Raw genomic sequence first — 18177 nt, 5'->3', positions numbered from 1 at the left:
CGGGGCCAAGCAGGCCTCATGCTCGATGACGGGGCGCTGATGCCCCTTGCCTTGTGCTGCCCTCAGGAAGGACAGATCGTGCCGCGCCTGCCCCGCCTGTCCACTCTGGCGCTCTATACGCTGGCGCATGCGGGCAAGACGCTGTTCTGGGTGGTGAGCGACCTCTATTTCGTGTGGATGGTCACGATGGTGGGCGGGGTCAGCGGAGCGCGGGCCGGGTTGGGCATCGGCCTCTCCATCCTGCTGGCGGCGGGAGCGGATTATCTGGGCGGCCGCTGGCTGGGCGGCAGCATGACCACAGCCGCTGGCCATGCCCGCCTCCAGCTTTATGCCTGTTGCGCCACCGCGCTGGCGCTGCTGGTTTTTGCAGGCGCCGGTCTCCATCACGGCCCCCATCTGGCCGAGGCGATGATGGCCGCGCTGATCCTCTTCCGCCTGACCTATGCCGGGCTCGACATCACGCAGAACGCCGTCCCCGCGCTGATCGCCGCAACCGCCGCGCAACAGGCCGATTACGCCATGTGGCGCAACATCGCGGGCGGCGGCATCCGCATCCTGCTGAGCGCCGGTTTCGTGCCCCTGCTGGCCGGCCATGCCCCGCGCGAGCAGGCATGGCGCTTTCTCGTTCTGGCACTGGCCATTGGCGTGGTCGCATGTCTGGCCGCCCTCGCCCTGACCCGGCGGTTGGCGGATGGTCTGGCGGATCGCGCAACATTGCCCCTGCCGGACAATGCAGACACCGGCCCGGACCCGCCGGGCCTGCTGATCGCGATGGGGCTTGCCTCGCTGGGCATGACGCTGTTCCAGCAGCTCGAACCCTTTCTCGCGGCACATCTGCTCGCACAGGCTTCGGCAGCATGGGCAGGCGCGCTGTTCATCACCGGCGGCAGCGCGGGCGGGCTGATCTCCCAGCCCTTCTGGCGCGCCCTGATGCTCGGATATGGTGCCCGCCGGTTGCAGCAGGGCGTGATGCTCGCCTGCCTGATCGCGGCCACCCTGATGGTCGCACCCGCATGGGGCCAAGCATGGTTGATTGTCTGGGCCATCCTTGCCGGATCGCTCTATGGCGCGGCTGCCGGAGGCGTGCTGCTGGCGCTGTGGAGCCGGATCAATGCCAGCCGGCCGCGCGATGCCCTCGCGCGGATCAGCCGCTTTTCCGCCGGGGCCAAGCTGGGGCAGGCCCTGGGCCTCGCGCTGGCTGGCTGGCAGATCCAGAACCAGCCTCTTGCCCTCGCCGCCGCCATGGCGCTGGCGCTGCTGCCGATGATGGGGGCCATGGCTCTCCTGACCGCCGCCGCGCCGCACCGGCAGCCTGTTTGACAAACCTCTCCCTCCTCTCCAACGATCAAGACGCCATGATGCCCAAGCCAGACATGCCTGCCCTGCCCGCCCCGCTTCCTTTCCGTATGCTCTCGGGCAATGAGCGCCTCGTGCTCGGCCTCATCCGCCAACTGGGCCCGGTCTCCCGCGCGGAGTTGGCCCGCAAGACCGGGCTGACCATCCCCTCGATCAGCCGTCTGGCCGAGGCATTGCTCAAGGATGGGCTGATCCTGGCCGAGGAAAAGGTGATGATGGGCCGCATGGGCCAGCCCAGCCTGCCGCTCGTGCTTGCCCCCCAGGCCGCTTTTGCGATCGGTGTGGCCGTGCGGGCCGACAGCCTGACCGTCACCCTCTCTCACCTTTCCGGCCGGGTGGTGGCCCAGATTCGCGAAGCCCACGAAAATCCCGCGCGCGAGGCGGTGGAGGCCAGGATCATCGCGCTGGCCAGCAACCTGCTTGAGGCGGAAGGTGTCTCGCCCCGGCTGTGCGGCATCGGCATTGCGCTCTCAGGTTTCTATCTGGCCGGACAGCAGCAGATCAACGCTCCGCTGGGCATGGAAGATTGGGCCATCGAGCGGCTGGAAGCCCTGTTGCAGGAGCGCATGAAGGTTGCGGTGGTCATCGAAAATGACGGCAATGCCGCCACCATCGGCGAATATTTCCAGTCCGGGGCGGACTATCCCGCCAGTTTCGCCTATCTTTACATCGATCGCGGCCTGGGCGGCGGTGTGATGCTCGACGGGCGGCTGATGCGCGGCAGCCATGGCAATGCGGGCGAGTTCACCGGCATGCTGCCCCCCGAGGCGCGGGCGCACCGCCCGACGCTGGAGTTGCTGCGCACCATGCTGGCACAGGACGGCCTGTCCTTCGCCACGATCTCCGCCATGCTGGAGGCCTATGACGACAGTTGGCCCGCCACGCAGCGCTGGCTTGACACGGTGACGCCTGCGACGGACGCCATCGTGTCGGCGATCGGCGGCGTGCTGGATTCGCAGGCCATTGTGATCGGGGGACGCATTCCACCGCCGCTGGCTGAACGGCTGGCACAACGGGTCGGCTGCTATTCCGTCCCACTGCGGGGCCGGGATCGCCCCTTCCCAACCATCAGGGCACACATGGCCGATGTCGACGCAGCGGCCTTTGGCGCGGGCATGATGTGTTTCCAGCGCTTCCTCCTGGACTGAAAATGAAGCCCGAGGAGGGCGAGCGCTGACATTGCGGACATTCAGCACGCTTTGCCCGTGTCCCAAGAGCTGTCGTTCGCTCAGATCTCACCGATGACGGCCTAGCGACATCCCGCTGTTGGGTGCCCTCGCCTCCCTTGGCTGCTCTCCCGCCCTCCTTCGGCTCGGGCGGGATCACAAGCCGGCTGTAAATCGTGTCGACAGTCCGGCATGGCCATGGGTCTGCCACAAGGACCATACCGCCTCGATCAGGCGCCCTGAGGAAAGCACGGCGCTGCCAGACACCTGTGTTGGCGATGTTCGCCGGCGCCCGGCCGATTGCAGGGCAATCCCATCACCGATGTCATGCATGACGGCTTGCCCGATCTAGGGGAAGAGAGCCGCAAGGCGCCCCCATGCCGCGTCACGCAAGGCCTCACCAAGGGCTTCCAAGGGAAGGTGGCAGACACGCCGATAGCGGCCCGTCACCATCGAAATCCACAAGTAGCCATCCAGCCGGTCGACAGCAAAGCCGAGTTGGGCCAGCGATGCTTCCGACCCTACACCGCGAATGGCCAGCATTCGATCCACCACGGGCAAGAGCACCGGGTGCCGCAACCCCGAGCGCATCAGCACCTCAAGCGTTGCCAGCTGCTTGCTACCGCTTGCCGCACTCAACGTCTCCACAATCAGGGCGCGGCTGCGTTCACGGCCCTCGTCGGTCATGATGCGGTAGGCCCGACTGCACATTTCATCGAAAGCCGCGCTGATCAGATCCTGCTTGGAGCCGAAGAAATAGGTCACGGCTGACAGCGACACCCCCGCCCGAGCGGCCACGTCGCGCTGGTTGAGGCGATCAGCCCCCTTTTCCGCCAGCGCATCGAGCGCCGCGTCAAGAATGCGCAGGGCCGTTTCATTGTAGCGGCTGGACGAGGCGTCGAAATGGGCCGCTTCCTGCATCCGGTTCGGGATCAGTACGATGCTCTGGCCTGTCATGCGCTGATGCAGGCGCACCGCTGCTCCGGAAATCCACGCCGCCCGATGGGCGCTGGAGGCCAGCGACAAGGTCGTCGAACTGAGCGCCAGGGCCAGATCCGCCCAGAGCGCCCCCTGCGGCGCAGACGCACCGAATATGGCGGTGAAATCCTGCCAGAATACCGCCTCGGCCTCCGTTTCAGCGGCCATGGCCTCGACGATGTCCGGCCAGCCACTGGTGATCGCTTCCTGTTCGAGTTCGCGCAGCAGCGCCAGCAGGGGCCGGCTTTCCTCGATCCGGATCTGCAGCAGGGCAGCGAAGGCCCCCGCCGGATCGATCCAGATCGGCAGCATGACATGCCCTTCGGCGCGATGCTGCAGGCGCCAGTCGGCGGAGGCGGCGAGGGCCTGGGCGCATACGGTGGCGATCAGCTGTTCGCGATTGCCGAAGTGGTAGTTGATGGCTGAGGCACTGCCCCCGACACGGCTGGCCAGCGCTCTGGCGCTCAGCGCCGCCAACCCTTCCTCCAGGGCAAGGTCATAAGCGGCGACTTTCCAGCGATCGATGGCGGGAGAGCGAGAAGATTCTGGCGCAAGCATCCCTGTTCTGTCGTTCAATTTGCCGGCCCGCGCAAGGAAAAATGCCACTGAACAAGTGGTCTAATTTTTCATCCCTTCCCGCATGAAATCCTTGGATTGATGCGTGCCAGCGTTGCACGAAAATTTTTATGCCGACGCTTATTATGCTGATATTTATAAACTTTATTTCCAGCTCCAACTCAAATCTCGCATTTTCCTGCATTTACCCCGGTCAAAATCGCCGCGCCATGTCACGGAACTGTCAAGCGCCACGCCTACTGAACAATCGTTCTGTTTATCGAGTCGAGCCATGCCCCCCCCCTGCATGCTGCCGCCTCGCCCAAGACCCGATCGAAAGGATAATGATAACAATGGCAGACAGCACGCCCCCCACCCCTTTCAGCGTGGCGGTGATCTGCGACACGCAGAATTACGTGGACCACAACAATCAACGCGAGGCCGGCTTTCCGCTCAATGCCCGCGAGATGCTGTGGGACATGATGAGCCATATCGCGCGCAACGCCCGGTCCAACGGCGGTGACATCGCTTTTGCCACCGGCCTTGGCGACAATTGGCAGCACCCCAGCGTTGCAGGCCCCGATGCGCAGCATGCCGATGCCGGCGCCGCCGCAAATCCGGTGATCGAGCGCATCCTCCCCGCCTCGCCCGAGGCCCTGCGCGAGGTGGAAATGCCCGCGGTGCGTCGCGCCTGGGAGATCGTGGCGCAGGCCATGCCGTTCTCGGTGGTGCCGGGCAATCACGATCACGACCATCTCTGGACCGATCCCAACCACCCGCCGCTGGTGGCCGAGGCCCATGGCGAGGTGATCGATCTGATCGACCAGATCGGCGGGCTGCATGTCGGCGAACTGAACAACTGGACGCAGGTCTTCGGCAGCGACACGCCGCTGTTCCGCGATCGGCCCTGGTATGTGTCCTCCTTCCGCGATGGCGCCAACAGCGCGCAGTTGTTCGAAGGGGGCGGCTATCGCTTCCTGCATCTGGGTCTGGAAATGTGCCCAGACGATGCCGTGATCGCCTGGGCGCAATCCGTGATCGACAGCCACCCCGGCCTGCCCACCATCCTCTCGATCCACGAATTCATCAATGAGGCGGCCGAGCGCAAATCCATCGCCGCGCTCGACCTCACCCGCATGGACCCCGAACGCAACAGCCCGCAGGATCTGTGGGACAGGCTGATCGCCCCGAACGACCAGATCCTGATCACGCTGAACGGCCATTTCCACGGCGTCAACCAGCGGATCGACCGCAACGCCCATGGTCACAAGGTCTATCAGTTCCTCGTCAACTATCAGTCGCGCAAGCAGGCGCTCAAGACCGCCGCCCCCGAAGCCAAGGTGCTCGACGGGCTGGGCGATGGCTGGATCCGCCTGCTGACCTTCGATCTGGGCGCCGCCATGCCGCGCCTGCGCCTGCGGGCCTATTCCGCGCATTACAAGGCCTTTGCCAGCGATCTGCCGCATTACGCGCAGTGGTACGGCCATGAACATCCCGAGATGCCCCCGGCCGAATTCCTGGCGCTCGACGAGACCGAGATTCTGCTGGATGATTTCCACGATCGCTTCGCCACAGCGGCAACGGCGCGCGACGCCGCCCTGCTGGTCGCGGAATAATGTTCCGCGAAGCCGATCCCGTCGCGATGCAGGGCAGCAGCCCTGCCTCGCCGGCCTCCCTGCCCGCCCCCGGCATGAAGATGGCGCTTTACGTGCTGCTCCTCATGTCGCTCATCTCGCTTATCGGTTCCTATGACCGTTATCTGGTCGGCATTCTGGTGGAAAGCATCAAGCATGATCTGAAGGTGAGCGATGGGCAGGTCGGCCTGTTGACCGGGCTCGGCTTCGCGCTGGTCTATTCCCTGCTGGCGGTGCCTGTGGCGCGCCTCTCCGATGGCGGACGACGCGTGCCGGTGCTGGCTCTGGCGCTGATGCTGTGGTCGATCATGACAGCCCTGTGCGGGGCGGCGGCGGGCTTCCCCATGCTGCTGCTGGCCCGCATGGGCGTGGGCGTGGGCGAGGCGGGCTGCGTACCCACCACGCAGGCGATCCTCTCCGATCATTTCCCCGAGCGCTGGCGCGCCACCGCCATTGCCATCGCCACTGTGGCCAGCGGCATCGGCCTGATGCTGGCGGGCGTCTGCGGCGGCTGGGTGGCGGATCATTGGGGCTGGCGCGCCGCCTTTCTGGCGGGGGCCATCCCGGGCCCGCTGCTGGCATGGCTGCTCTGGGCGACTTTGCGCAAACCGGTGGCGCGCAAGGCATCGCTCGATGCGCCCGCGCTTCCCATGACCATGCGGCAGGCGGTCGGCACGCTGCTGGGTGTGCGAAGCCTGCGCCTGATCTATCTGGGTTATGCGTTGGCCACCATGGCCGCCTACGCCACCATTGGCTGGGTACCCGCCTTCCTGATGCGCAGCCAGGGGCTGTCAGCCAGTCAGGTGGGGGCCAGCTATGGCTCGATCAACGGCATCGCCATGATCGTGGCCCTGTTCGCCGGCGGCCTGCTGGGCGATATGCTGGGCCGTCGCGACCGGCGCTGGGTGGTGTGGCAGATGGCGGGATGCTTCATTCTGGCCTGCCCGGTCACCATCGCCTTCCTGATGGCGCATGATCTGCGCATGGTGCTGTGGCTGGCCGTGCCGATGACCCTGCTGGCCATGGGCAGCGGCAGCACGGTCTATGCCACCATTCAGGATCTGGCCGGGCCACGCCTGCGCGCCACCGGATCGGCCCTGTTCCTGCTGTTCTTCAACCTTGCCGGTGTCGGCATCGGTCCTTCGCTGGTCGGCTGGCTGAGCGATGCCCTGCATGGCCGGTTCGGCGGCGACGCACTGCGCATGGCACTGGTCGGCATCTCGCTCACCTATGTTCTGGGCGGCCTGATCATGCTGTGCGCGCTCACCTCCATCCGCCAGGATATGGCCCAAGCCGGCCAAAGAGGCGCCCGCCCTATCGGCTGACCGGCCCCGCTTTAACCCAAGCCAAAACCTTCCTCCCCGCCCGGTGGCATCCGCCACCGGGGTGGCCCGGCGCGCCTCGCGCATCGGCCTTTCCCTTACACCCCGCATCCAAGGAACAGGGCATGCCCCGCAAGACCACGTTCAACACCCACCTCCTCTCCTGTTGCGCGCTTGCCATGGCCGCCGCGCTGACAGCCCCGGCAGCCCATGCCGGAGACGCAAGCGCCGCAGCGGCAGCGACGCCCGCCCAGAGCGGGGAAGTGGACGACATCGTCGTCACGGCCCGCAAGGTGAAGGAACGCGCAGCCGACGTGCCGATCGCGATCTCGGCAATCGGCGGCGACCGTCTGGGACAGAACCAGCACATTCGCCTCGAGGATCTCAATCAGCTGGCCCCATCCACGGTGGTGGTCATCACCAACGGGCACCAGACCACCATGTCGATCCGCGGCATCGGCAACAATCCCGGTTCGGACGGCCTTGAAAACAGCGCGGGCGTGTTCGTCGACGGCGTTTATCTGGGGCGCCCCGGTATGGCCTCGATGGATCTGATCGATATCAAGCAGATCGAGCAGTTGCGCGGCCCACAGGGCACGCTGTTCGGCAAGAACACCACGGCGGGCGCCATCAACATCACCACAGAACTGCCCGATTTCAAATGGGGACTGAAGGGTGCCGCCACTTACGGAAACTACAACTACAAACAATTCCAGGGCTCGATCACCGGCCCCATCACGCCACAGCTGGCTTTCCGCCTGACCGGCTATTCCACCACCCGCGATGGCGATGTCTACAACGTGGCCAACGGGCAATGGGTCAACAATCTCAACCGCAATGGCGCGCGAGCCCAAGTGCTGTGGAAGCCCAGCCCGGACTTCAGCCTGCGCCTGATCGGCGAATATTCGGCCGAGCAACAGAGCACCGGCGCGCTCGCTTTTCTTCCCACCATCGGTTCACAAGGCACCGCCCTGGCCGCGAAGGTGGCAGCGATCGGCGGCACGATCATCACCAATCCCCATGTCGGCATGATCGCCAAAGGCCTGGTGGTCGATCCGAGCGGCGCCTACACGGCCGCAGGCGGCCCGCTGGAAACCGGCACGCGGCAGGGCGCCGGTTCAGCAGAAATCAACTGGAAGCTTGGCGGCTTCACGCTCACCTCACTCACCGCCTTCCGCTACTGGCAATATGACTCGCGGGCCGACACGGAAAGCAGCAGTGCCGATGTGCTCTATGGCGGTTATCACATTCAGGACCGCCAATGGACGCAGGAGCTGCGTCTGGCCTTTCCGCGCATCGGCAATGTTGATCTGATCGCGGGGGTCTATTACTTCAACCAGTTCGTCAAGACCGATGCCCACACCGAATATGGCGCGGACGCACCGGCCTATCTGTCCGGCCAATCCAATGCGACGCTGCAAACAGAAGCGGCGCTCTATAATTCCAACCCCGCAGCCTATGCCGCCTATGCCTCCATTCCCGCCGTGCTCGGCTATGCGGGCAAGCATGTGAACACCTATGCCGATCCCCTGACCCGTTCGATCGCCGCTTTTGGCCAGGCGACCTGGCATGTGATGCCCAAATGGAACATCACCGGCGGCGTGCGCGTGACACACGAAACCAAGCAGGAAAACGTCTGGAGCGGCACCACCAACAATGATTGGCAGGTTACCCCCGGCGCGGTTTTCGTCAGGATTTCGGACACAGCGCCGAGCTGGCTGATCTCCTCGGACTATCATCCGACTCCTTCGCTGATGACCTATTTCACCGTCTCGCATGGTGAGAAGGCGGGCGGCCTCAACACAACGCAGGCACCCGGCACCCTCCCGCTCGACCAATATGCCGTGCGCCCGGAAACCGCGACCAACTACGAGGTTGGCATCAAGGGCGACTGGTTCCACCACAAGCTGTCCGCCACACTCGACGTGTTCCGGATGGACATCAGCAATTATCAGGCGAATGTGACCCAGGTCGTCCCCAGCCCGTCGGGCGCGGGGGGCATGTCGATCATCAACCCCATCGTCAGCGCGGGCGCCGCGCGGACGCAGGGCGTGGAATTTGAAGCCACCGCGGCTCCGGTGCGGGGGCTGAGCTTCCACGGCTTTGTGGCCTACAACGATGCCAAATATCTGTCCTACACCAGCGCGCCCTGCCCGATCGAGGCGCCGACCGGTTCGACCACCTGCGACCTGTCGGGCAAGCCGATCGTGGGCGCGCCCAAATGGACCATGGGCCTGAACGGAACGGCCGAAACGCCGGTCGGCAGGTCTCGCGCAGTGTATTTCAGCCCGGAAGTATCGTGGCGTTCGCACTATTACGGATCGAACGACGATTCGATCTATTCGATCACCGGCAATTACGCGGTGGTCAATCTGCGGCTTGGCATCCGTGACAATGAAGGGCGTTGGGACCTTTCGTTCTGGGGCCGCAATGTCGCCAACAAGCGCCGGATCAACAATTACTTCAATTACGGCACGCTGGTGCCCGGAACTCTGGTCGCCTTTTTTGGCGACCCGGCAACCTATGGCGCGACGCTGCGCGTAAAACTCTGATCTTGAGACGAAGGGTCTGATCCATGAAATTTGCAAAAAACCTTCTCGCGGCTTGCGCGCTTGCCGCCCTTGTTCCCATGCAGAACGCGGCAGCGCAGGCGCCCGCCAGCACGACTTTCACCATCGCGGTCATTCCCGACACGCAAAATTACGTCGATTTCAACCATCAGAAGGACGCGGGCTTTGCCTTCGATGCCGCGCCAATGCTGCTGGAGCAGATGCAATTCGTCGCCGACCATGCCCGTAGCCAGGGCGGGGACATCGACTTCGTCATGACGCTGGGCGACGCATGGCAGCATCAGACCTTGCCCATCGATCCGCGCAGCCAGGCGCTGGGTCTGAAGCGCGGCAACAATCCGATGATCGACGCCTTTCTGGCGCCAACACCCAAGGTGTTGACGGTGGAGGCGCCCAAGGTGAGAGAGGCTTACGAGCTGATCAGCGGCAAGGTGCCTTTCTCCGCCGTGCCGGGTAATCACGATTACGATGCGCAGTTCCCGGATTCCAACCATCCGCCAAAACCGGTGATCAAGTCCGAGGAAGACATCGGTATGCTGCATGTGGGCGGCCTGGACAATTGGCGCTCGGTCTTCTCGGATCAATCCGACTTCTTCAAGGACAAGCCATGGTATGTCGCCAGCCATGATGGCGGCGCCGACAACGCCCAGATCTTCACCGCAGGCGGCTACAAATTCCTGCATATCGGCTTGCAGTTCGATGCTCCCGAAGCATCGCTAAAATGGGCGGAAGAGATCGTGAAACGCTATCCGGGCCTTCCGACGATCATCTCCACGCATGATTTTCTCCAAACCGGCGGTGCGCGTGAGCCCAATCCGATCGTCGACAATCACGCGCTCGATCCGGATGCCAACACGCCGCAGATGATGTGGGACAAATTCATCGCCCGGCACGATCAGATCTTCATGGTGCTGTGCGGCCATGAACATGCCCAGTGGTTCCGCACCGATCCCAACCGCTTCGGCCACCCTATCTATCAGTTGCTCTCGGATTATCAGGGGCGGCAGCAAACTGTGAAGGATGCCGGCGCGAAGTCTACGCCTGAAGGCATTGGCGATGGCTGGATGCGCCTGATGACCTTCGATTTTGCGAACAGCGTGCCCAAGGTGAAGGTTCGCACCTATTCGACCCATTACAAGAAATTCAGCAGCGAGGTCGCGGATTATGCCAAATGGTACAAGGGTCAGGAACATCCCAAGATGGACGATGCCGACTTCAACGCAATGGACGATTTCAGCTTTGAATTGACCGATTTCCGTGCCCGGTTTGGGGCTCCCAAGGCTCTCTAGGTTCCAGCGCCAAGCGACCGCTCGACCTCGACAGAGGCAGCCTCATTCATCGAATCCGGTGAGGCTGCTCTCTTCGGTGCGAGCTGCTTTTCTGGTCTGTCCGGTTTTGAGCGGCGAAAGAAAACTCTCCATCGCTGTATCATCCCAGCCATGGCCTGACCGGCTCATAGAGTGGGTCAGGCCATTATTCTGCGTCAGGTTTTGGAACCTCTCGCTTGCCTATCGGCGGCACTGAACCGAATAATGCAGCAACGCATAAGGCCAGCGGCACCGATGAAGCGAGCACTCCCGGCGTCCGAACCGCTCGTCCAAGCCCTGCCAATGGTCATGTGGTGAGCGGGCCTGCGCTACCGTCAACGGTTTGGCTCGTCCGGCGCCGGGTGCCCATGTCCCCCAGAATACCGATGATGGTGCCGCTCAGGATCATCGCCCCTCCGGCCAGCGCCCGCGCTGAAATCGGCTCTGCCAGCACGATGCTCGCGAAGATCAGGCCGAAAACCGGTTCTGTGCTCATCAGGAAGCTGACCTTGGTCGGGCTCGATCGGCGCACGGCCAGGTTCTGGATGTAAAAGGCGGCAATCGTGCACAAAATGGACAAAAAGAGCAGAGCCTCGACGAACGGGACTTGCGTCACAACACTCCGATCAACTTTGACACCCGTCACGGCGGCAAAAACGCAGGCCAGGACGAAAACCGTTGAGGATTGCACCGCCGTCAGCGCCCCGGAGGAAAGCTGTCGGTTCCGCATCAGCCGCTTGGTCGATACAACCATCAACGCACGCAACCCGGCCGCGACCAGAACCAGCCCATCTCCCGCCGAAAGGGCGGTCAACTGCTTGCACAGCACCGCCACGCCGGCACAGGAGAGTATGGCAGCCCCGACCACACGCAGGGGCGGACCGCGCCGCGCCAGGCCATAATCCAGAAGCGGCGTCATCACGGTGCAGAGCGAGATGATAAAGGCAGCGTTCGTTGCCGATGTCCGGCTTACACCGAAGGTTTCCGCAACAAAAATCGCAAACAGGATTGTCCCCAATGCCAGCGAGGCCGCAAAATCCGAGGCCTTGACGGCAACGATCTCGCGCCAGTTCAAACAGGTCATCACCGCCGCGGTGATCGCAAATCGCAAGCTGATGAGGGCCAGAACCGGAACAAAGAACAGCGCGGTTTTGGCCACCGGATAGCTGGCGCCCCACACCATGGCGATGCACAAAACCGCGCCATCGGCCGCGAAGGCACTCCAGCGCCCGGTGTGTCTCCGCACAAACGCCCGTCTCTGTTCCATGGATCACCCCCGATGTTGCCTGCCTGGGCACGTAGGGGTTGCTCACGGGCGCCTCTAGAACGAAAGTGCGGATCAGGCAGCGGCCTTGTAAGCGCTGGGGGTTGTCCCCACGATGGCCTTGAAATGGCGGGTCATATGGCTTTGATCGGCAAAGCCGACGAGCGCGGCCACCTCCGCCGTGGGAACACCGGAGAGAAGCAGCCGGCGCGCCGCATCGATTTTCAGCCCCAGATGGTAGGCATGAGGGGGCAGCCCGGTATGACGCTTGAAAAGGTCGATCGTCTGCCTGCGCCCCAGCCCCGAAACCCGGCAGAGATCCAACAGCGAGACATTGCGCTCGACATGGGCATGCAGATAATCCCTGATCGCCGCCACCGACGCGGGGGCCTGGCGCTGATCCGGATCGCGCATGAGCGAAGGCGCAAGCTGGCCGACCACGACATGCACGAGCGCCTCCAGCGCGCTATCACTGGCGAGCCGCGATGGCGCGCTGTGCAGCGCGCCATGATAGCACCTGAAGGCGTCGGCAAGGTCTCGATCCGGCCAGAAGGTTTGCCCGAAATCGGGTTGCGTTCCATGCGGGCGCTCGAAGCCTTCGCTGACCAGATCGGCCATCACCATCTCATCGATATAGACCATGCGCTGGACCCAGCCGCAGTCCGCCGCGGCGCCTCCGAAATGGATGTCGCCTGGGCGCATGGTGACGATGGTGCTGCCCGTCACCGAATGCTGTTCACCGCGACACCAGACCGCATGGGAGCCCCGGTCGATCAAGCCGATCACGAACTCCCCATGAGCATGAGGTTTGAACGTCTGCGTGACATAGTGCCCGACCATCGTCTCGATGCCGGCCACCCCGTCCGGTCGTCGAAACGAGGTCACATCGGGCTTGAGTGCGCTGGTCATATCAAGATCCGAGAAACGAATGCCATTGAACCCCTGCCCTATGCTGCGGCAAACACCAACATAATTGCGGTTATCTTCGACTTTCCGCTGCTGTGCGTGGGTGATCAAGCATCACTGACTTGGTCCCTGCCGCTGACAAAGCGATCCTTCCCCGCCCCAAATGCGCTCCTCGTAAGCTGCCTTTCGTTCACACGGTAGATAGTTATTGAGGTGGACGGTATCTCGGCGATGCTGGCGCGCCAGATCATCCCTTCGATCGCGCTGCTCGATGACGCCCGTCGGCAAGAGCCGCGCCCCTTGGCGCGGGCATGCTGCCGCTATAAAACGCTTATTTTCAAGCACATTGCAGCACAGAACCGTTATTTGGACGGGTGATTGCCATCAACGGGGCAAAGGCGCACAGTGCCACTCATGCGCCGTAAGGAACTCCGCATCGCCCTGGTCTGTTATGGCGGGATCAGCCTTGCCGTCTACATGCATGGCGTGACCAAGGAAGTATGGCATCTGGCCCGCGCGAGCACCGCGCGTCAGCGCCCCGGCCACCAGCACACTGCCCCGTCCCTACATCGCGTCGAACAGGTCTACGCTGCCATGCTGGACACGATCGGGCAGCGGAGCGGGCTCAATCTGTCCATCCTGCCCGATATTGTCGCCGGGGCCAGCGCGGGCGGGCTCAACAGCGTGTTTCTGGCCCAGGCCATTCAGTCGGGCCAATCGCTCGAACCGCTGACGCGCCTTTGGCTGGAACGGGCCGATATCGACCAGTTGCTCACCCAGGAAGAGGGCACATGGCGCGGGACGGCCAAGCAGTGGCTGGCGCCGCTGATGGGGCGCATGCTGGGGGCCGGGGAGCCGGTTCCGGCCGCCGACGAGCCGGAGGTGCGCAGCAGGCTGGCCCATCTGGTGCGCGCCCGCTGGTTCGAGGCCCCCTTCAGCGGCATCGGCTTTTCCGGCATGATCGCCGAGGCACTCGACGAGATGGCCGCCAGCCCGGCAGGCGAGCGCCTGCTGCCCGATGCCCACCCGCTCGACCTGTTCACCACGGCGACGGACTGCACCGGCTACGTCCAGCGCATCGCGCTCCACAGTCCGGCCTGGGTGGAGGAGCGCGAACACCGTGTGTCCATCGATTTTCGGGCCTCATCCACGGCGGGCCCCTGGGCCTCCCTGCCCGAGCTGGTCTTTGCCGCGCGGGCCACAGCCAGCTTTCCCGGCGCCTTCCCGCCGTTGCAGGTGAGCGAAATCGACCGAATGATGGCCGACCGGGGCGAAGCCTGGCCGGGGCGCGACGCGTTTCTGGCGCGGATCTTGCCCGCCCATGCGGCCAGCGGCGATCTGTACAAGGTGGCCCTGATCGACGGATCGGTGCTGGTTAACGCCCCCTTTGGCCCGGCCATCGCCGCCCTGTCCGCCCGCCCCGCCGAGGTGGAGGTCGACCGACGCCTCGTCTATGTCGACCCCACGCAATCGCGATCCCTGCATGCGCAACCCGCCGAGGACGGCCCACCGGGCTTCTTTCCGGTCATCTTTCGCGCGATTTCAACCATTCCGCGTGAGCAGCCCATCCGTGACAACCTTGAATCGCTCACCCGCCAATCGGCCGCCCTGCAGCGCGCCCATGACATCGCCACCGGCATTCAGGACGAAGTGACCAAGGCCGTGCGGCTGGTGTTGGGCGAAGAGATCCTGGGCGCGCGCCCCTCCGCCAGACAATTGGGCGCATGGCGGAACGCCGCGCAGCGCGCCGCGGCTGAACAGGCGGGCTATGCCTATCACGCCTATGCGCTTTACAAGCTGGAGGCCACGCTGGACCAGATCGCCGCCGGCACCGGCGCGCCCCGTGCGACCTTGGGACGTTGGGCGCGGGCCAACCTGCGCCTGACGCCATCGGAGGGGCCGGGCCTGTCGGGCGAGCTGATCGGCTTCCTGCGCGACCATGACGTGGCCTATCGTCAGCGGCGCATGCGGCACCTGATCGCGCGGCTGGATCAGGCGCGCGAGGCGCAGCCCGAAATCCCCGAAACCGCCCATGACCGGGCCAGCACCGCCGCGTGGCAGGCGCTCTCGCTGACGCTGGACGTCGCACAAGGTGGGCCGCAGGGCGCGGCAGGCGCGGATTGGGCGCGCCATCCGGGTGCGGCGCTGCGCGATCTGGCCGAAGCGCGAAGGATGGACCGGCTGGACAAACAGGTGGATGCGGTTCTGGCCGAGGCGCTCCCGGAACTACCCGATGCGCTGGTCCAGGCGGTGATGCTGGCCTACCTAGGTTTCGCCTATCATGACGCCGCCACGCTGGCATGGTTCCAGCAGAACGACCTGGCCGAAACATCGCCCGTGCACATCGATCGCATCTCACCCATGGACTGGCAGGGCGACCAGAGCGAAACCGGCCTGGCGCGGCGGCTGAAAGGTGAGGCGATGCACCAGTTCGGTGCCTTTTTCAGCCGCGCCTATCGCGAGCACGATTATCTGATGGGGCGCCTGCACGGCGGCGCGCGCCTGCTCGACATTGTGTGGTCGGCTTGCCCGGTGACCATCCCTGTCGAGGAACGAGCGGCGATCCGGCGCGCGCTGTTCACCGCCATCCTGGACGAGGAGGAAGGGCAACTGACACGGATCCCCGACCTGATTGTCGCATTGCGCGAGGAACTGGGTATCGCATGATCCCATGCATGGTGGTGACCAATCAGTCCTATAGGGCGCCGGCGATGTGACGAAGGCTCTGTCTGCCGAAGAGGAGCAGCGCTTTCATTGAGCCTACCGCGCTGGGGGGGGCCGCCAATTGGCTCTCGTGGGTCCAGGAAAATCTGTCATGATTTCTGTCATGATTTCTGTCATGATTTCTGCCATGATTTTATCTGCGCCGTAAGCCGAAGGAATCGGATTATGACCAAGAAAATCGCCCTCACCCCCGCTGCAGTTGACACCCTGACCCGTGGCCCACTGGCGGAGCTAAATACACCTGGACTTGCCATAAAACTACTGGGGACCGGTAAGAAACGATGGCAGTGCCGTCGCGGTGGGCGACAAGGTCGATTTCGAGATCACGATCAAGGGCAGCGCCGGCGAGGTGGCCTGGCGATCCACATCGGCATGTCGTTTGCAAAGTAAAATTCTGCGGAAATGCAATTTTGAGATGTGGCGTTGTTTTGGATAGTCAACCAAAGCGGCATCTTGCATATTACAAGCATGCCCTCATCAATCTCGACTCGTGTTGTGCGGCTTCAGCCTTGGCTTAATGTCCGCAATGTGGAAGCCTGTTTTATAACGCTTCAGCAGGGCGCCCTCATCCTAAAGGATCGCGGCAAGACACTGCTGGACGAAAATTTGGCTGGAATCCATTTGGCAAACAGGCCTCCAGACGGCACCTTTGCGACGACGCATGCTCAGCGGCTCCCTGATGGCGGCTATGTGCTTGCTTCTTGCAGATCAAAGGTCGGTGAACGAAACCTCCAGATTTTTGGGCCGTCTGGACGCTTCGTGAGAAGCTTCCCCATTGGCGATGGAATTGAACATCTCGCGGTGGATAGCAGAGGGCGGATTTGGGTTGGCTATTTCGATGAAGGCATCTTCGGTGGCGATCCACTTTCCGCTCACGGACTGTCACGCTTCGATCAACACGGCGACTTGGAGTATCAGTGGAACGGCCGCCCCAATGCCCCCATCGACGATTGCGACACGCTGACCCTGGACGACAATGACGCAGCCTGGATATGCCCCTACAGCCCATATTTCGTGGCGATGATCAAAGGCTTTGAAACCCGGACCGTACTTCCCAAAGCACCAGTCTCGATCATGAGCGGCTTGCTCGTTGGTCCAAAACATCTGGGCTTTGTGGGGGGCATCGACTTCCACGGCGTAGGCGATCAAAATGGTTTCAGGATCAATGTTTCACCTGAAGGCAGCAGGATCGAGGCAATGCCAAAGGTCGGGCCTGATCCCACTCCAAAGGACAGTGTTGTCACCATAGTATCGCTGGAAACCGGCAACAGGACGCAGGTGCAAATCCTCGATCAGTATTCGGCACCCATGACATTTCGTCATAATGTTTCATGCCGTGCAGGGGCTGCACTATGCTGGAACGGCAGCCATATATACAGGTTTAGCCTGGACAGCCTTCTTGCTGCCTGAGGCCATTCCCTGAAAGAATTGTAGGCCTGATTTTCCACGCAGCCACATCGTTTTCCAGCGTAGAGCAGGACGGCAGGTTTTCAGCTTCGCGCGCTCGCTCGGATCGGCGGACTGATGAGAACTGGAATGCTGAAAAGCTGCGATCCTGGGACGCCTTCACCTCAGACACCAGGTAGGCTCCATACCTATGGCTACTCAATGATTTGGGCTGAGAAAAGCCACTTGTCAGGACACGACAACGTTGCGGACATTGCTCATGAGTAGCTTGGGCAGAGGCAAAAGTGAATACTCAGAATCCTCAACCTCTGGGTAAGGCCCATCGAGCCCGTCCGCTCCAAGCCCCAATGATGGGATGCTTTTCAGAATCCAGAGCCGGCCTGAAATGCGCGCGTTGCTGGATCAATCGGCAAGTCGCTTCATCGAGCGAAGTCGTCCCACTGCCTTCTGTCACAGAGCATGCCGTTACCCGGCCTTGCGGGTTAATTATGACGCGAAAACCCGTCACGCCCTTCGCTTTAGCGCGCAGAGCATCTGCCGGATAATCGCTTTGCGTGACCCAAGCCCCCGGATTCCCGGTGGGCAGAGGCGCACTTGCGCCTTGTGGCAGAGGTACGTCGTCGCCGGTTGGGGGCTGCATCGATGACGCCTTCGGGGCCGCCTGCATCAGCAGCACTGTCATCATCGTCACAGCCAGCATAAATACCCTCGAAGTCTTTTTGACTAATGATTGAGTGATGCCCCCTGTCTCGCACCAGTTTAAAAAATCAAGCATATTTGCGTTGACCGGGGGAGCAATTACATAAGCACCGACCCATTCCTGCTTTGTAACAGCCTGCCGGCTTTCGCATTGGAATGATGTCCGCTAACCAGACATATTGGTTGTAGCGCCTCACTGGCCGGTTCCTTGATTCCGGCACGCAGCTGCCAACGCACGAGCTGGCGACCTTCTACGATGGCTATGTTGGGGGGGCAGACTAACCCCACC

At 63.0% G+C, this 18177-nt stretch carries 13 protein-coding genes; 10 read left to right on the top strand and 3 right to left on the bottom strand.

Annotated elements, in window-relative coordinates; all coding sequences use genetic code 11:
* The first annotated feature begins 18 nt into the window (after positions 1–18).
* Both ABDW49_RS08040 and ABDW49_RS08035 read left to right on the top strand, forming a co-directional pair.
* The gene (locus ABDW49_RS08040) at positions 19–1320 is read left to right on the top strand and encodes a hypothetical protein (RefSeq protein WP_343611033.1); all 1302 of its coding nucleotides are present in this window, start codon (positions 19–21) and stop codon (positions 1318–1320) included.
* Between the two features lie 35 nt (positions 1321–1355).
* Complete coding sequence (locus ABDW49_RS08035) at positions 1356–2504, top strand: ROK family transcriptional regulator (protein ID WP_343611031.1); 1149 nt, start codon at positions 1356–1358, stop codon at positions 2502–2504.
* 366 nt (positions 2505–2870) lie between these two features.
* Here ABDW49_RS08035 and ABDW49_RS08030 read toward each other — a convergent pair whose 3' ends face one another.
* Positions 2871–4106, bottom strand: a complete 1236-nt coding sequence (locus ABDW49_RS08030) for a helix-turn-helix domain-containing protein (protein WP_343611029.1) — start codon at positions 4104–4106, stop codon at positions 2871–2873.
* A gap of 302 nt (positions 4107–4408) precedes the next feature.
* Here ABDW49_RS08030 and ABDW49_RS08025 point away from each other — a divergent pair, with 302 nt between their 5' ends.
* The 4 genes from ABDW49_RS08025 to ABDW49_RS08010 all read left to right on the top strand — a co-directional run bounded on the left by ABDW49_RS08025 (position 4409) and on the right by ABDW49_RS08010 (position 10870).
* The gene (locus ABDW49_RS08025; protein ID WP_343611027.1) at positions 4409–5671 is read left to right on the top strand and encodes a serine/threonine protein phosphatase; all 1263 of its coding nucleotides are present in this window, start codon (positions 4409–4411) and stop codon (positions 5669–5671) included.
* On the top strand, positions 5671–7014 hold the full coding sequence (locus tag ABDW49_RS08020) for an MFS transporter (protein WP_343611025.1): 1344 nt from the start codon (positions 5671–5673) through the stop codon (positions 7012–7014). The genes ABDW49_RS08025 and ABDW49_RS08020 overlap by 1 nt, the downstream gene beginning before the upstream one ends.
* Positions 7015–7136: 122 nt before the next feature.
* Positions 7137–9563, top strand: a complete 2427-nt coding sequence (locus ABDW49_RS08015; RefSeq protein WP_343611023.1) for a TonB-dependent receptor — start codon at positions 7137–7139, stop codon at positions 9561–9563.
* Between the two features lie 23 nt (positions 9564–9586).
* A complete protein-coding gene (locus ABDW49_RS08010; protein ID WP_343611021.1) occupies positions 9587–10870 on the top strand; it encodes a metallophosphoesterase in 1284 nt (427 codons plus the stop codon).
* Positions 10871–11195: 325 nt separating this feature from the next.
* Here the strand turns inward: ABDW49_RS08010 and ABDW49_RS08005 are convergent, their stop codons facing one another.
* Positions 11196–12155: a DMT family transporter gene (locus tag ABDW49_RS08005; protein WP_343611020.1), complete on the bottom strand. Its 960-nt coding sequence runs from the start codon at positions 12153–12155 to the stop codon at positions 11196–11198.
* A 72-nt stretch (positions 12156–12227) separates the two neighbouring features.
* Positions 12228–13169, bottom strand: coding sequence for an AraC family transcriptional regulator (locus tag ABDW49_RS08000; RefSeq protein WP_343611019.1), 942 nt, complete (start codon positions 13167–13169; stop codon positions 12228–12230).
* Between the two features lie 102 nt (positions 13170–13271).
* On the opposite strand from ABDW49_RS08000, the gene ABDW49_RS07995 reads away from it, so the two are divergent.
* From ABDW49_RS07995 to ABDW49_RS07980, 4 genes are all read left to right on the top strand, one after another.
* Positions 13272–13436: a hypothetical protein gene (locus ABDW49_RS07995; protein WP_343611018.1), complete on the top strand. Its 165-nt coding sequence runs from the start codon at positions 13272–13274 to the stop codon at positions 13434–13436.
* A 36-nt stretch (positions 13437–13472) separates the two neighbouring features.
* The gene (locus ABDW49_RS07990) at positions 13473–15725 is read left to right on the top strand and encodes a patatin-like protein (protein WP_343611017.1); all 2253 of its coding nucleotides are present in this window, start codon (positions 13473–13475) and stop codon (positions 15723–15725) included.
* 222 nt (positions 15726–15947) lie between these two features.
* Positions 15948–16172 (top strand): hypothetical protein, encoded by a 225-nt coding sequence (locus ABDW49_RS07985; protein ID WP_343611015.1) that lies wholly within the window; start codon positions 15948–15950, stop codon positions 16170–16172.
* A gap of 63 nt (positions 16173–16235) precedes the next feature.
* Positions 16236–17192, top strand: a complete 957-nt coding sequence (locus ABDW49_RS07980; protein WP_343611013.1) for a hypothetical protein — start codon at positions 16236–16238, stop codon at positions 17190–17192.
* Positions 17193–18177: the final 985 nt, after the last annotated feature.

The sequence above is a fragment of the Novosphingobium sp. genome (genome assembly GCF_039595395.1).
Taxonomy (GTDB): domain Bacteria; phylum Pseudomonadota; class Alphaproteobacteria; order Sphingomonadales; family Sphingomonadaceae; genus Novosphingobium.
Note: the sequence above shows the minus strand (reverse complement) of the source record. Positions and strands in the feature narration are given on the sequence as shown.

What these genes read in the sequence shown, in the direction of transcription:
- ABDW49_RS08020 (WP_343611025.1), top strand. Translation starts at nt 5,671, where the DNA reads ATGTTCCGCGAAGCCGATCCCGTCGCGATGCAGGGCAGCAGCCCTGCC.
- ABDW49_RS08025 (WP_343611027.1), top strand. Translation starts at nt 4,409, where the DNA reads ATGGCAGACAGCACGCCCCCCACCCCTTTCAGCGTGGCGGTGATCTGC.
- ABDW49_RS08035 (WP_343611031.1), top strand. Translation starts at nt 1,356, where the DNA reads ATGATGCCCAAGCCAGACATGCCTGCCCTGCCCGCCCCGCTTCCTTTC.
- ABDW49_RS08040 (WP_343611033.1), top strand. Translation starts at nt 19, where the DNA reads ATGCTCGATGACGGGGCGCTGATGCCCCTTGCCTTGTGCTGCCCTCAG.
- ABDW49_RS07990 (WP_343611017.1), top strand. Translation starts at nt 13,473, where the DNA reads ATGCGCCGTAAGGAACTCCGCATCGCCCTGGTCTGTTATGGCGGGATC.
- ABDW49_RS08010 (WP_343611021.1), top strand. Translation starts at nt 9,587, where the DNA reads ATGAAATTTGCAAAAAACCTTCTCGCGGCTTGCGCGCTTGCCGCCCTT.
- ABDW49_RS08015 (WP_343611023.1), top strand. Translation starts at nt 7,137, where the DNA reads ATGCCCCGCAAGACCACGTTCAACACCCACCTCCTCTCCTGTTGCGCG.
- ABDW49_RS07985 (WP_343611015.1), top strand. Translation starts at nt 15,948, where the DNA reads ATGACCAAGAAAATCGCCCTCACCCCCGCTGCAGTTGACACCCTGACC.
- ABDW49_RS08005 (WP_343611020.1), bottom strand. Translation starts at nt 12,155, where the DNA reads ATGGAACAGAGACGGGCGTTTGTGCGGAGACACACCGGGCGCTGGAGT.